The organism is Paenibacillus sp. FSL L8-0340 (assembly GCF_038593145.1).
Taxonomy (GTDB): domain Bacteria; phylum Bacillota; class Bacilli; order Paenibacillales; family Paenibacillaceae; genus Paenibacillus_AQ.
Genome location: NZ_CP151967.1, coordinates 664,288 through 678,792 on the forward strand (window position 1 = coordinate 664,288; position 14,505 = coordinate 678,792).

The 14,505-nt window shown below is 52.4% G+C and carries 11 protein-coding genes; 6 read left to right on the forward strand and 5 right to left on the reverse strand.

The annotated features are described in order from the left end of the window. Positions 1-22: 22 nt before the first annotated feature. Positions 23-1,075, reverse strand: a complete 1,053-nt coding sequence (locus NST07_RS03080) for an LCP family protein (RefSeq protein WP_341089636.1) — start codon at positions 1,073-1,075, stop codon at positions 23-25. 102 nt (positions 1,076-1,177) lie between these two features. On the opposite strand from NST07_RS03080, the gene bcp reads away from it, so the two are divergent. Both bcp and NST07_RS03090 read left to right on the forward strand, forming a co-directional pair. Continuing rightward, positions 1,178-1,642: a thioredoxin-dependent thiol peroxidase gene (gene bcp, locus NST07_RS03085; RefSeq protein ID WP_341089638.1), complete on the forward strand. Its 465-nt coding sequence runs from the start codon at positions 1,178-1,180 to the stop codon at positions 1,640-1,642. 119 nt (positions 1,643-1,761) lie between these two features. Further along, a complete protein-coding gene (locus NST07_RS03090; RefSeq protein ID WP_342481024.1) occupies positions 1,762-6,051 on the forward strand; it encodes an acyl-CoA dehydratase activase-related protein in 4,290 nt (1,429 codons plus the stop codon). 97 nt (positions 6,052-6,148) lie between these two features. Here NST07_RS03090 and NST07_RS03095 read toward each other — a convergent pair whose 3' ends face one another. Further along, positions 6,149-6,835 carry a DinB family protein gene (locus NST07_RS03095; RefSeq protein WP_341377214.1) on the reverse strand — a complete coding sequence of 229 codons (687 nt, stop codon included), beginning with the start codon at positions 6,833-6,835 and terminating at the stop codon, positions 6,149-6,151. 231 nt (positions 6,836-7,066) lie between these two features. Between NST07_RS03095 and NST07_RS03100 the strand changes: the two genes are divergently transcribed. Beyond that, complete coding sequence (locus NST07_RS03100; RefSeq protein WP_341089642.1) at positions 7,067-7,513, forward strand: MarR family transcriptional regulator; 447 nt, start codon at positions 7,067-7,069, stop codon at positions 7,511-7,513. Positions 7,514-7,515: 2 nt separating this feature from the next. Beyond that, positions 7,516-9,045 (forward strand): DHA2 family efflux MFS transporter permease subunit, encoded by a 1,530-nt coding sequence (locus NST07_RS03105; RefSeq protein ID WP_341089643.1) that lies wholly within the window; start codon positions 7,516-7,518, stop codon positions 9,043-9,045. A gap of 79 nt (positions 9,046-9,124) precedes the next feature. Here the strand turns inward: NST07_RS03105 and NST07_RS03110 are convergent, their stop codons facing one another. Then, the gene (locus NST07_RS03110; RefSeq protein ID WP_341377215.1) at positions 9,125-9,427 is read right to left on the reverse strand and encodes a zinc ribbon domain-containing protein; all 303 of its coding nucleotides are present in this window, start codon (positions 9,425-9,427) and stop codon (positions 9,125-9,127) included. Positions 9,428-9,797: 370 nt separating this feature from the next. Beyond that, positions 9,798-10,730, reverse strand: a complete 933-nt coding sequence (locus NST07_RS03115; protein ID WP_341377216.1) for a YafY family protein — start codon at positions 10,728-10,730, stop codon at positions 9,798-9,800. 149 nt (positions 10,731-10,879) lie between these two features. On the opposite strand from NST07_RS03115, the gene NST07_RS03120 reads away from it, so the two are divergent. Beyond that, complete coding sequence (locus NST07_RS03120) at positions 10,880-12,142, forward strand: MFS transporter (RefSeq protein WP_341089646.1); 1,263 nt, start codon at positions 10,880-10,882, stop codon at positions 12,140-12,142. Positions 12,143-12,297: 155 nt separating this feature from the next. Here the strand turns inward: NST07_RS03120 and NST07_RS03125 are convergent, their stop codons facing one another. Continuing rightward, positions 12,298-12,927, reverse strand: a complete 630-nt coding sequence (locus NST07_RS03125; protein WP_341089648.1) for a DedA family protein — start codon at positions 12,925-12,927, stop codon at positions 12,298-12,300. A gap of 108 nt (positions 12,928-13,035) precedes the next feature. Between NST07_RS03125 and NST07_RS03130 the strand changes: the two genes are divergently transcribed. Then, on the forward strand, positions 13,036-14,466 hold the full coding sequence (locus NST07_RS03130) for a polysaccharide deacetylase family protein (protein WP_341089650.1): 1,431 nt from the start codon (positions 13,036-13,038) through the stop codon (positions 14,464-14,466). Positions 14,467-14,505 lie beyond the last annotated feature (39 nt).

The window sequence follows — 14,505 nt, forward strand, 5'->3', positions numbered from 1 at the left end:
AGGCCAAGCATGGGTTGTTGATTTAATTGTTCTCTGCGCTAGCGGACGGACTGCTGTCCGGGGAAGCCTCAGTCGATGGCGTCGGCTCAGGTGCAGTAATGGTATCCTGCACGAATTGCTTCAGTTTATCTTCACTGCTGATGCCAATAACGGAGGAGCCTCCGCTTGTTGTCTCTTCAGTCAGCAAGTTCATCGGCGGTATTTGCTCACTGCCGCCCATCGAGCCGTCATAACCGACGGTGGCAAGCTTCCACATATCGCTGATTTCCATGTTGGTATCGATGTATGGGATCACCTCAGACAATATGTTAGGCAGTTTAAGAATGGAAGTGGTGCTGATCACCTTGTCCGCAACAGCTTTGAGGAAACCCCGCTGCCGTTCCGTCCGGGTGAAGTCGGATGTCTTATCATGACGGAAACGCACATATTGCAGCGCCATGTTGCCGTCAAGATGCTGAAAGCCTTTCTTCAGATCAATGTCGAATTCCGGCCCGTCAGCTTTTGTCTTATAGACCATGTCTTTTTCAACTTCGTAATCCACCCCGCCGACGGCATCCACCAGTTTGATGAAGCCCTGGAAATCGGTATAGACATAATATTGAATCGGGATGCCCAGCAAGTCGCTTACTGTCTGCATCGCCGTATTGGGTCCGTGTGTAATTGCCGAATTAATACGGTCTTTGCCATGTTCTGGTATAGATACATAGGTATCCCGGAGAATGGAGAAGACATAGAACTTCTTTCGCACCGGATCAAGGGAGGCAACCAGCATCGTATCCGAGCGCGGGACTTCCCCTTTCTTCACACCACGGGCATCCACGCCCATAAGCAGGATATTTACAGGCTCCGTGCCTTCCCATTTAGGAGGCTCAGCTATATCCGCCGAAGGGGAGGGAACAGACGCGAACGGCGATTTATCACCCGTCTTGTGCATATTGTCGAGCTGGTTGTAGACAGAGGAGAAATAGTAGACAATTCCGCCGATCACTAGGAGAAGTATAATTGCCAGAGTCCAGAGCAGCGGTTTCTTCTTCGATTTGCCGGCTTTTACGTGCCGTTTCTTTCTTGGAGGCATTTCGTTCTTCCTTTCACATTTGCATTCTCTACATTATAATTTCTTTTAGGAATACAAGCAATTTCGGATTATTCCCCCAATAACTTTAGGAGTGAAGCATAAATGAAGGAAATCGAAATCGGTGATGAAGTCCCTGACTTCAGCCTTCCCGCCTCCACGGGCCGGAACATCAGCTTAAGCCAATATCGCGGCCGCAAGGTGCTGCTTTATTTTTACCCGAAGAATATGACACCCGCCTGCACACAGGAGGCTTGCGATTTCCGTGACGCCCACGACCGGATTGCTGCGCAGGGTGCCGTGGTACTCGGAATCAGTGCCGACAATCTGGCCTCGCACGCTAAGTTTGCCCTGAAGAACAGCCTGCCTTTTCCGCTCTTGTCCGACGAGGAGCATAGTGTAAGCGAGATATTCGGGGTGTGGCAGCTCAAAAAGCTGTACGGCAAGGAGTTTATGGGCATCGTGCGCTCCACCTTTCTTATAGATGAGCAAGGCAAGCTTGCGGCGGCGTGGAGAAAAATTCGTGTTAAAGGTCATGTGGAGACAGCATTGAGTGAAATCACGAAATAATTAAGTATGCTAGTAGTGAATTGTAAATGTCTGTTACATTTTTAACAGCCTTCCTAATGCGCTCTCATGATATAGTTGCCTCATATTACTTCAAATTTGGAGCAAGGCATGGTGATGGCATGATGATACTGCGTATTGGGCTGGACGTCGGATCAACTACGGCCAAATTGGTTGTTATGGAACGAAGTACAATTATTTATCAGGATTACGTGAGACATTATAGCGATATAAAAAAAGCGGCTCTATCCCTCCTGTCAGACGTACAGCACAGGTTCCCGGATAGAGAGGCAGCATTGACTGTAAGCGGTTCCTCGGGGTTGTCCTTATCAAAGCTTGGCGGAGTACCCTTTGTCCAGGAGGTCATCGCCTGCACCAAAGCGATCAGCGAGCTGATTCCAGGATGCGATACGGCGATTGAGCTTGGCGGGGAGGACGCCAAGATTATTTATTTAAGCGGCGGCATCGAACAGCGCATGAATACCGCCTGCGCCGGCGGCACCGGAGCGTTCATCGACCAGATGGCTTCGCTGCTGCAGACTGACCCTGCCGGACTGAATACGCTGGCAGAGAAGCATGAGCGGATCTACCCGATCGCCTCGCGCTGCGGCGTATTCGCCAAGAGCGATGTACAGCCGCTGCTGAACGAAGGGGCGCGGCGTGAGGATGTCGCGGCTTCGATCTTCCAGAGTATCGTGAACCAGACGATCAGCGGCCTCGCCTGCGGCCGTCCGATTCGCGGGCGGGTGGCTTTCCTGGGCGGACCGCTGACGTTTCTGCCCGCCTTGCGGGAGCGTTTCGCGGAGACGCTGGGGCTGAGGGAAGGGGAGGTGCTCTTCCCGGAACGCTCGCAATATTTTGTGGCGATTGGTTCGGCGCTGTCACAGAGCGATCAGCTCGTGCTGCCGCTATCCGGCTGGCTGGAACGGATTGAAGCGGTGGACTTCAAGGCGGACCGTGCAGAGGATGCTGAACTGGCGCCTCTGTTTGAGACGGCGCAGGATTTAGCCGAGTTCCGGCTCCGCCATGGCAGGGCCTCGGTTGCCCGCGCTGAGCTGGCTTCATACCGCGGACCTTGCTATCTCGGCATTGATGCCGGTTCGACGACAACAAAGCTTGTTATTACCGGCGCCGCCGATGAAATTCTCTATACCTTTTACGGAAGCAACAAAGGCAATCCGCTGCAGTCCGTCACCGATGCACTGAAGGAGATTTACCGGATTCTGCCGGAAGGCTGCTATATTGCCGGCTCCTATGCGACCGGTTATGGCGAAGGATTGGTTAAGGCCGGGCTTCGTACCGACGGCGGTGAAGTGGAGACAGTGGCCCACTATAAGGCTGCGTCCAAGTTCATGCCTGAGGTGGACTTTATTCTGGATATCGGCGGACAGGATATGAAATGCATCAAGATCCGCGGAGGGGCAATTGACAGCCTGATGCTGAATGAGGCCTGCTCGGCGGGCTGCGGCTCTTTTCTTGAGAGCTTCGCCTCCGCGCTGGAGCTCGGTATCGAGGAATTTGCCAAGTCCGCGCTGGAGTCTAGCAAACCGGTGAATCTGGGCTCGCGCTGTACCGTATTTATGAATTCCAAGGTGAAGCAGGTGCAGAAGGAAGGGGCTTCCCTGGCTGATCTGTCCGCAGGACTCGCCTATTCCGTAATCAAGAACGCCCTGCAAAAGGTTATCAAAATCCGCAACCCCGAGGACCTCGGGCGCAATATCATTGTGCAGGGTGGCACCTTTTATAACGAAGCCGTACTGCGGGCCTTTGAGCTGCTGACTGGCCGGACTGTGGTCAGACCTGATATTGCCGGTGTTATGGGAGCCTACGGCTGTGCGATTATTGCCAGAGAACATGCCGGCTTGGACGGCTTCAGCACGATTCTTGGCCCGGAAGAGCTGGAAACCTTCCAATATCAGGTATCGCCGGGCCGCTGCAGCCGCTGCGCCAACAATTGCGCACTGACCATCAGCCGTTTCCCCGATAAGAGCTTTCACGTTACAGGCAACCGCTGCGAACGCGGTGCGGGAGGCAAGAAAGAGAAGAACAACCTGCCGAACCTGATGCAGTATAAATATGAACGGTTCTTTGACTATGAAGGGCTGCCGGAAGAACAGGCAGAGCGGGGCACCGTCGGCATTCCGCGGACCATGAATATGTTCGAGAATTATCCGTTCTGGCACACCTTTTTTACAACACTGCGCTACCGGACAGTGTTGTCGCCGAAGTCCAGCAAGAAGCTGTATGAGAGCGGAATGGATACGATTCCTTCGGAATCGATCTGCTATCCCGCGAAGATGGCCCATGGACATGTGCAGAGCCTGATCGGCAAAGGCGTCGATTTTATCTTTTATCCGGCGGTTGTGTATGAGAAGAAGGAGGACGATGCGGCACAGAATCACTTCAACTGCCCGGTGGTTGCTTCTTATCCTGAGGTTATCCGCAATAATATGGATGGTCTCAAGGAAAGTGGGGTTCCGCTCGTCAGCCCGTTTCTGACCTTCGACGATATTTCGGCCCTGACCAAGAGCCTGATCAAGACCTTTATGGATATTCCGAGAGAAGAGATAGCATCAGCGGTACAGGCTGGAATTGCCGAAGCTGAGCAAGCCAAAAATGATCTGCGTACGAAGGGCGAAGAAACGCTGGCGTTTCTGACCTCCACCGGGACAAAGGGGATTCTGCTCTGCGGCCATCCCTACCATGCCGATCCGGAAATCAATCACGGCATCGCCGATATGATTACCGGAATGGGGCTCGCCGTGCTGACCGAGGATTCGGTCTGCCATCTGGACCGCAGCGAAGGCGATGTGGCTGTGGTGAATCAATGGACGTACCACGCCCGGATGTACCGTGCCGCCCGCCTTGCAGCCGGCAGAAATGATCTGGAGCTGGTGCAGCTCACCTCTTTTGGCTGCGGCATCGACGCGATCACTTGCGATGCCGTGCAGGAGATTATGGAGCGCCACAACAAGGTATACACCCTGATCAAGATTGATGAGATCAGCAATCTCGGCGCTGCGCGTATCCGGCTGCGGTCGCTGCAGGCAGCGATGCGTGAGCGTGAGAAGGGCGATGTGCAGCCGCAGATCCTCTATAAGACACAGGCCAACGTTCCGTTTACGAAGGAAATGAAGGAGACCTATACCATTCTGGCGCCGCAGATGTCGCCGGTTCACTTTGAATTGTTCGAACGCGTCTTCCGTGACGCCGGGTACCGTCTCAAGGTACTGGAAACCACCGGTCCGCAGGAGACCGAGGAAGGCCTCAGATTCGTCAATAATGATGCATGTTATCCGGCGATTGTCACCATCGGGCAAATCCTCTCGGCTCTGAAGAGCGGGGACTACGATCCTAACCGGACGGCGGTCATCATGTCGCAGACAGGCGGGGGCTGCCGGGCTACCAACTATATCTCGCTGCTGCGCAAGGCGCTGAAGGATTCCGACCTGGGGCAAATTCCGGTCATCTCTCTCAATGCTTCAGGGATGGAGAATCAGCCGGGCTTCCGCATCCACCTCAAGCTGGCGAACCGGCTGATCGCCGCTGCCTGCTATGGTGATCTGATGATGCGGCTGCTACACCGCTTCAGACCCTATGAGCGGATTCCGGGAAGCACGGAAGCCCTCTACCGCAAAGGAATGGAGCGCTGCAAGAGCAGCTTGTCGACGTTCTCCTTCCGGGAGTATAAGCGGGTGATCCGCGAGATCGTCGCCGAGTTCAGCCGCCTGGCGGTCACACCGGCAGTGAAGCCGCGGGTGGGCATTGTCGGCGAAATACTGATTAAGTTCCATCCCGACGCCAACAACCGGATCATTGAGATGATCGAAGCCGAAGGCGGCGAAGCAGTAATGCCGGACTTCCTCGATTTTATCTTTTATTGCGTGTACAATCCGATCTACAAAGCGGAGCAATTCGGCAAAAGCAAGAAGCTGGGATACATCAATCCCATGCTGATCTCGTACCTGGAAATCTACCGCAAGCCGGTTAAAGTGGCGCTGGAGGAAGCGGGACTGGCCAAAGGCCGCGAGAATATTTACGGCCTCGCGGAGAAGGCCAGCCGGCTTGTGTCTGTCGGCAATCAGATGGGCGAAGGCTGGTTCCTGACGGCGGAGATGATGGATTTGCTGGATAACGGTGTGAATAACATTGTCTGCATCCAGCCGTTTGCCTGTCTGCCGAACCATATTACCGGACGCGGCTCTATCAAAGGACTGAAGGAGCTGTATCCCGGGGCCAATATCGCAGCTATTGATTATGATGCCGGGGTCAGTGTAGTGAACCAGGCCAACCGGATCAAACTGATGATGTCGATCGCCTGCGGTCTGGAAAGCGGCAGTAGTTCAACGCCTGCTGAAATCTCAGGACCACAGCGGCCGGTGGTGGTGGGGAGCTTAGGGAGCGGGATATAAGAAAAGTACAATCCATAAAGTGCAATCCACATTAAACAGCGGGTCCGGGGCAATTCTCCCGGGCCCGCTTTAATTTATAAGAAACATTTGAATGATCTTATTTCTGAAGTTTAAGCTTTACGCGCATCGCCTTGTTGAGGTGGATGAAATTATGCCTTGTGGCAGGCATCAGCACCAGACCGGCGATGTTTTTATTTCCCCAGTAGTCAATCAGCCATTGCTCCGTATCTTTTACCGCCTCTTCTTCTGATATTCTTCTGATCCTGGCAGGACTCAGCTTCGCCCTCAATTGCTCGGAACTCAATGAAGATATGATGCTCCGCGTTCTGCCGGCAACCGCTCTCCTGTACTCCAATAAAGACTCGATATGAACCGACGAGCTGAAACCGGAAATTTCCTCATCGGTCATGCCATTGCCTGAATGGATGTAAACTGTCTGTAATTTGTCGGTAAAATTCGCCTCGTGAAGAATCTGCCCGCTGCCGGCGGCAAGAATATTCATTGTGATATCTTCAATTCTCGCACTGTGCCAAAGATGCCACACTATAGAATTTTTACTGCCGGGGGTATGTACCGGATAGCTGCGCAGGGTCGACTCGCGGATATCTTTCAGAAGTTCGTCTTCAAAGGTTGGCTGCTCCGGATGTTCCCCGTTTGACGCGTAAAGAGAGGCATGCAATCTCAGGAATAAAGCAACCGCATTCTCATGCTCCTCCGGCCGCTTCAAGAGTCCCGTTAAAGTTTTATGTCCGTCACTCCAAATTTTTCGCTGTTCAGGATTCATTGCACAATCACCGCTTTCGAGTATTGTCATCCATCTGAATTATATCTAAAATCCCCAAAGCTGGGCACTCTGGAAGGGTGTCTATTCCGGGGCGGCAGAGCATGTTAGTTAAATGAAACAAAGAAAGAGTTTTTCAGAAATTTTCAGTAATTTGATTGACGGATAAATAGGTAAATAGTAAAATAGTTCGTATACGAAGTATTTATTTATCAAACTAACGGGGTGATGGTGTTGGAGGAAAAAGAACAGCAGCTTGATGATATTCTGAGCTCTTTCCGCTGTATCAATCATAATTTCCAGCAGCTTTTGTGGAAGGACGCAGAGGAGCTGCAGATTACCTCCACCCAACTGATGGTGCTGCGCAAATTGGCCATGCACCCGGACATCGGAATTACCGAGCTTGCCGACCTGCTCCATTTAGGGAACAGCGCTGCTAGCGGAGTAGTTGACCGTATGGTAAAGGCAGGACTGATCACCAGACAACGCTCTCAGAGCGACCGGCGTATATTCAATCTTGCGGTGACGGACAAAGGTCAGGAAATCCGGGAACGAAGCAAGCAGTCCATGAGAAAGCATTTGCAGCCGCTGTCCGGCATCCCTCCAGAGGATGTCAAGGAACTGCTGCGGCTTCATGGTGAAATCGTAAAAATTTTGGTACAAGGGAGAGATAAAAAGTAGCCATGAGTACAATAACTGCTAACGCTGCTGCGGAAACTAAGGCTATACGCAAAGGGCCTATCATCGCAGCGCTCTTAATTGGCGCTTTCGTCGCGTTGTTGAATCAAACGCTGATGAATGTGGCGCTTCCGAAAATGATGGAGGATCTTAACATTGTCGCCAATACGGCACAATGGCTGACCACAGGGTTTATGCTTGTGAACGGTGTGCTCATTCCAATCAGTGCTTATCTGGTGGAGAAGTTTACCACCCGCCAATTGTTTACTACAGCAATGATACTATTCTCTATAGGTACGCTTGTCTGCGGTATCGGAACCGGATTTGAAATGATTATGGTCGGCAGAGTAATCCAGGCCGTCGGTGCTGGAATTCTGATGCCGCTGATGAACATTGTGTTCCTGCGTATCTTCCCGATTGAAGAACGCGGTAAAGCCATGGGACTCATGGCGGTAGCGATGATTTTTGCCCCGGCGATCGGACCTACCCTCTCGGGCTGGGTTGTGCAAAACTATTCCTGGCGCGTACTGTTCTTTATCGTACTGCCGCTGGCCATTTTCTCCACACTGCTTGGGATGAAGACCATGCAGAACGTCGGGAAGCTGACTTCTCCGAAGCTGGATAAGACCGGCATCGTGTTCTCGACCCTTGGGTTCGGCGGACTGCTGTACGGCTTCAGTGATGCCGGAACAGACGGCTGGGGCAGCACGACTGTTATTGCCTGTCTGATCCTCGGAACCCTGGCATTGGCCCTGTTTGTATGGCGCGAGCTTACCGCCGACAAACCACTGCTCGAATTCCGCATTTTCCGTTATAACATGTACTCACTTACAACGGTAATCAATATTATTATTACCATGGCCATGTACGCAGGTATGATCCTGCTGCCAATCTATCTTCAGACCATCCGCGGCTTTACACCGATGGAATCCGGGTTGATGCTGCTGCCGGGTGCCATTCTGATGGGGATTATGTCTCCGATCACCGGAATTATCTTTGATAAGATTGGTGCAAGATGGCTGGCGGTTATCGGATTGCTGATTACCACCATTACAACATGGGAATTCAGTCAAATTACGGATTCCACAACCTATACACATCTGATCCTGACGTATACGGCGCGGATGTTCGGGATGTCGATGCTGATGATGCCGATTGTGACAGCCGGACTTAACCAGCTGCCGCAGCGGCTCAGCTCGCACGGTACAGCGATGTCGAACACGCTGCGTACGGTCGGGGGAGCACTTGGGATGGCGCTGTTTGTCAGCCTGATGACCAACCGCACGAAGAGCAATATTACGGAAGCAGTAACCAGCGGCGCTGTCTCACAGACCGATAAGGCGGCGATGCTCAAACTTACACAGGAAGCGACAATCAATGGGATTACCCATGCATTCGCCGTGGCAACCTGGGTGACTGTAGTGGCTCTGGTGCTGGCCTTGTTCATCAAGAAGACTTCACCGCAGCCGGACTTTCTGAAGACGGAAGAAGCCGAGTCTTTACAACCTCAAGCAGTTAAATCTCAACAGGCATAACTTGTGATGTACTAAAGAAGGGACTATCCAGCACCGGCGGGTGTATGGCTAGTCCCTTTTGTTATGGAGAAGACCCCGCTTACTGCACCGCGGCTGCCGTCTTCCAGCGTTTCAGTAAAGGAAGCGTCTCGGCGAGCAGCTTGTGCGCCGCAGCCTCATCCATGCCTTCCTCCACCATGAATCCGGTGCAGAGATCGGTCATACCCTGCAGTGTTATTTCAGGCTGCTTGAATTCTCCGGCTTCGTAACAGTAGATACAATAATCCTCATTCTTAGTGCCATCCTGCTCACTGCCCAGCAGCTCCGCTTCAGGCATTGGCATTCCGCAGCTCTGGCAGAATACGGCCTCATGTTGATGGGGCGAAGTCTTTTCTATATTCATATCAACACACTCCCTTAGATTTCGCGGGACGAGTTCCGCCCGCATTCCAGTCCAGTATAAACCATCAAACTAGACAGCATTCAGTCAGGTTTGTTGGAGAGTTGCTATATAGATTGAACTTATAATTCTTCTATTTTGGGACTGGCAGTGACTACAGAGAATGTTTGGACTTCCGGCCGCTGCTAGGTTTGGATTTCCTGAATTTAACTGCGAATCGCCGTAGAAATCCAAACCTTGCCCATGCGTCCGCCTGAAAGCTTTCCGTAGGAAAGCTTTCAGGCGGACGCTATCGCTCCTACAGTTCCAAAATTCCCCTCCGCACTTTTCCCAAATGTATATTCTCAAGTTCAATCTACATAGCGTTTGGAAATTATTTGTATTTTGCTGCGATGCCTGCAGCGAGCTCGCCCATCCGGAGGCGGATATGTTCCGGCTCCAGCACCTCAACCGAGGTTCCGAATCCCAGCAAAAAGCTGTAAAGCCAGTTATCCTCCGGATAATGAACCCTAACGGTGTACCCGCCGCTGCCGTCCGGCTGAAGTTCAGTAGCATCAAAATAATCTTCGGCTAGATGTTTGCCTGCCGCCGAGAAATGCAGTACCACGGGCAGTGAGTCAGCGGGCCGCATCCATCCTTTAGTCCAGGGGAAATCCTTCAAGGGGATATCTTGACGGACATACACCCGGTCTTCCTTCACCAGCGCTTTCATACGCAGCAGCTTGAACAGGCGGAACTCCCCCTGCTTTGCACACAGGCCGTACAAATACCAGGCTTGCCCTTTGAGCACCAGCGTGTAAGGCTCCACGGAGCGCTTGCTCATCCTGCCGTCGGCGTTCACATATTCGAAGGCGACAGTGACGCCTTCCTCCAGCGCTTCCTTGAGCAGGGTTAGCCGCTCTTCCAGGGGTCCATTCAATCCCCAAGGAGAGAAATCGACGATCAACTGGGTTGTTTTGCTCCGGAAGGCGGCGGATTGGGCAGGGGGGATTACACTGCTGATTTTTTCCATCAGCAGCGTGTGTTCTCCTCCGACATAGGAAGAGACGCTTTGCAAAGCGGTGAAAATATCGGCCAGCTCACGCTCCGTCAGCAGATTGCGGTCCAGGCGGTATCCCTCCATGAGGCCAATCCCGCCGTTTGCACCCTGATAGGTTACGACAGGTATGCCAGCACTGTTAATGCTGTCGATATCGCGGTAGATGGTGCGGACGGAGACCTCGAACATGTCGGCCAGCTCCTTGGCCTGAATGAGCGGGCGGTTCATCAACAGGATGACTATGGAGAGCAAACGATCTATTTTCAAAAGATGAGTCCCTTCTTTCCCGGAGAGTTCAGTCAACCCTCATTCTATAATCTTGGTCAAAGAAAGAAAATAATACATTGTCATAAATATAATATTCGATTACTATCTAATTAGATATATATTTAATTTCGATTGTGAGGGCTCATGAAATGACACAAACCGGAAATGGATTATCTGTTCTGGGCGGGCAGGGGTATTCCAGGCTGTTCGCAGCCGGATTAATCAATGGAATAGGCGACCGGTTCAGCAGTGTGGCCATGCTGGCGCTGGTGCTTCAACTGACCGGATCGGGAATGGCGGTAGGCATATCGCTTGGTGTAAGGGTGCTGCCCTATCTTTTTATGGCTCCGCTCGGCGGGATGCTGGCTGGCAGGCTGCCGCGCAAAACGATTATGATAGCCGTTGATATTATGCGAGTGCCTGTAGCCTTATCCTTTCTTTGGATCAATGGGGAGGACCGGCTGTGGCTGCTGTATGCAGGCAGTTTTATACTGGCAGCGGGAGAGGCGGTTTACAGTCCGGTCCGCAAGTCTTCTATCCCGCTCCTGGCTGCTCCGGGTTCATTGCTCCGCATTAATGGCCTGGAACAGCTGATGAATGGCTCTGTGCTCATTCTAGGGGCCTTTACGGGAGGGCTGGTGTCCCTTTGGTTCGGGCCGGAGACGGCATTCGTCATGAACGCCGCATCTTTTCTGGTTGCAGCTTTATTGCTATGGGGTTTGCAGTTTCCGCATAATGCCGGGAAAGCTGAAGCGGGAACAAAACATGATTCTTCTGCAGAACAGAGCGAACTAAAGCAAGGCGATAAAGGGCGCTTGCGGACGCTTAAATACGTGGCAGGGGGAAGTCTCGTGCTGCAGGTTATTATTGGTTATGAGCTGCTGGTGCCGGTTATCAACGGCTGGGACAATGTGCTGATCAGTGTGTATGCCGTGCAGGTGTTTCATGCCGGCGATGTCGGAGTCGGAGCGTTTTATGCGGCACTTGGCATCGGGCTAAGCCTCAGTTTTTTTGCCGGCCGCCTGGTGAAGAAGAGGCTGCTCGCGGTGGCGCTGGCAGGATTGCTGGCGGAAGGTTTGCTGCTGATGGGGATCAGTGCCAGCAGCCATTTTGCGGCCGCATTTCTCCTGTATATTCTGCTGTCTTTATCGGGTGGAATTGGCAATGCCTGTCTGGACACGCTGGTGATGAGAGAGACGCCGTCTTCCATGCAGCCGGTTATTTTCGGAATGCTGTCGGCGGCGGGCGGTTCACTGATTGGGATATCAATGCTAAGCGCAGGCTGGCTGCTTGACTACGTGAAACCCCGGCAATTAGGGTTTGCCGGAGGTGCCGGCTTTGCCGGAATTGCGCTGCTGCTGGGAGGATATTACCTGGTTCGCAGCAAACGAAAGAGTCTGTCCCGTATTTAAAGTCAGTAAATTCATCTCGAGTTGCATAAGAAAAGCAGCTGTCGATGCTCTTCGAAGGGTTCTTCGAATGATGCGTCAAACGGCTGCTTTTTTAATGTTTCAGGTTGCGTGGCGTCCCCGGAAACTCTCTATATTTTTTGCATTATGCTTAAGATTTAACCTTTGACCTTGCGCCGCAGCAGGCGGGCGGAAATGCCCCGGCGGTAGCGGTAAAGAAGGATCAGGGCTGCGATAGCCAGGATACCGGAGACAATCCATAGGGCATACAGCTCAAACAGGTGGAAGATGCCCATCCACTGCGGCCCGAATAATTTGCCTATGCCCAGAAAAGCCAGTACCCAGAGCAGCGCTCCTCCATAAGCATACAGGGCAAACTTGCGGAAAGGCAAAGCGATAATACCGGCGAAATAGCCGGTGAAATGCCGGACGCCGGGAATAAAATAACCGATCGAGATCAGAAAACTGCCGTAACGCTCGAACCAGCGCTGCGTTTTCTCCAGCTTGGCCGGTGAAAAGAGAAACCATTTGCCGTAGCGCTGGATAAACGGCATCCCTGCCTTGAGCCCGACGAAATAAGTAATGGTCATCCCGCTTGTTGTACCTGCAAAAGCCAGTACTACCAGTGTCATGAAATCAAGCTTGCCGGTATAGGAAAGAAAGCCTGCAAAAGCCATTGTTGTTTCCCCGGGAAAGGGCAGCGCAATAAATTCCAGCAGCAATCCGAAGAAGAGCACACTGTATCCGTAACTGGCGAACAATTCCTGTATCCATCTCAACATTTCCATAATATTGTCACTCTCCAAGGGCCGCATGCCTAATTCTATTTTGAAGCTTGTCTTCATACAATCTACCAAATGGTTCTGGAAGTGAATAGAATGCTGGAGGTAGAGAAGATGAAAGATAGCAAAAGTACCCAGATCCGCCGGATCCTTATCCGCGGGCTGCTTGCTATGGCAATTATATTATTGGTAAAGCCTGATTGGGAAACTGGACAGTCTTCGGCATCGCCGAAAATGTATCCTCTACAGGCTGGTAAAATTGAGCCTGCACTCTCTAAGAATAATCTGCCGGCTGCCCAGACGCAAGATTTGCCTGCCCCGGCTGTGAATTCAGGAGGCTCTGCCTCACCAGCCCCGGTTGTCTCCACGGCAATAACATCGACCCAAAATCTCCAGAATCCAGAAGATTCGGCAGCTATATCAGCGTTAGTCAAATCCAAGGCTGCACCCGCAGCAGCTGTGGTGGCCGCTGCCCCAAAGAAAACACAGAAGACAGTATATCTTACGTTTGACGACGGGCCCAGCAAAGTCACTGCAAAGGTGCTGGAAATACTGCGCCAGCAGGAGGTGAAGGCAACCTTCTTCGTGCTGGGAGAGCGGGCCCGGAGCAGCCCCGAGCTGATTAATGCGATTTGGGAGCAGGGGCATGTCATTGGCAATCATACCTATAATCATAATTATCATGATTTATATAGCGGATTCACAGAATTTTGGACGCAAATCAAGAAAACTGAAGAGATTGTCAGAGAGATTACCGGGGTCCGTCCACAGCTTGTCCGTGCGCCGGGAGGCACCTTCGGACATTTTGATGCAACCTATTTCGACCTGCTGAAGCAAGCGGGCTACTCGGTAATGGACTGGACAGTGGACAGCGGAGATTCCAGACGCAGGGGTGTGCCGGCGTCGGAAATCCTGCAGGGATCGGTGGCGGACATGTCTTCCTCCCAAGTCATCCTGCTGCTGCATGACGGTGCGGGACATGAAGAGAGTGCCAAAGCACTGCCCAAGATTATTGAGCGTTATAAGGCTGCCGGGTATAACTTTGGTCAGCTGGACGCAAGTCAGCAGCCTGTACACTTCAGAGTATCTGCAACTATGGCAGGCGCCAACCGCTCGAAACCTTCACAGGACTGGATTCATTCTAACATTGTGCCGAATGCCGGATTATTTGCCTCCGGCAAGCCGCTGGTCCTGGAGGTGGGCAGGCTGGAGACCAAACTGGACCCGGGAGAATACAGAATCAGCCAAGGGCAATACATGGTTCCCTTGCGCGCGGTCATTGAACGGCTGGGCGGACGGGTTAGCTGGGATAGCGCCAGCCGCAGCGGACTGATTGCCTGGAACGGGCGGAACCTGACAGTGGATGCATTACAGAAGCAGCTAAAACTTGCTTTGCCTGACGGAAGTTTGGAAACAAGCGGGGCAGAGGTGCAAATGATTGGTTCCTCTCTCTGGATATCCCTGCGGGAATTGCTCACAACAGCGGGGCATTTGCCGCAGGAGGCCCGCGCGACGGCAGAGGAGCGCAGAGTTAGAACAACTTAAGCAGCCCTTCGGCATGCCGTCCAAGTACGGGACCAAAGT

Coding starts and splice junctions, on each gene's coding strand:
- NST07_RS03080 (WP_341089636.1), bottom strand. CDS start 1,075: ATGCCTCCAAGAAAGAAACGGCACGTAAAAGCCGGCAAATCGAAGAAG.
- bcp (WP_341089638.1), top strand. CDS start 1,178: ATGAAGGAAATCGAAATCGGTGATGAAGTCCCTGACTTCAGCCTTCCC.
- NST07_RS03090 (WP_342481024.1), top strand. CDS start 1,762: ATGATGATACTGCGTATTGGGCTGGACGTCGGATCAACTACGGCCAAA.
- NST07_RS03095 (WP_341377214.1), bottom strand. CDS start 6,835: ATGAATCCTGAACAGCGAAAAATTTGGAGTGACGGACATAAAACTTTA.
- NST07_RS03105 (WP_341089643.1), top strand. CDS start 7,516: ATGAGTACAATAACTGCTAACGCTGCTGCGGAAACTAAGGCTATACGC.
- NST07_RS03110 (WP_341377215.1), bottom strand. CDS start 9,427: ATGAATATAGAAAAGACTTCGCCCCATCAACATGAGGCCGTATTCTGC.
- NST07_RS03120 (WP_341089646.1), top strand. CDS start 10,880: ATGACACAAACCGGAAATGGATTATCTGTTCTGGGCGGGCAGGGGTAT.
- NST07_RS03125 (WP_341089648.1), bottom strand. CDS start 12,927: ATGGAAATGTTGAGATGGATACAGGAATTGTTCGCCAGTTACGGATAC.
- NST07_RS03130 (WP_341089650.1), top strand. CDS start 13,036: ATGAAAGATAGCAAAAGTACCCAGATCCGCCGGATCCTTATCCGCGGG.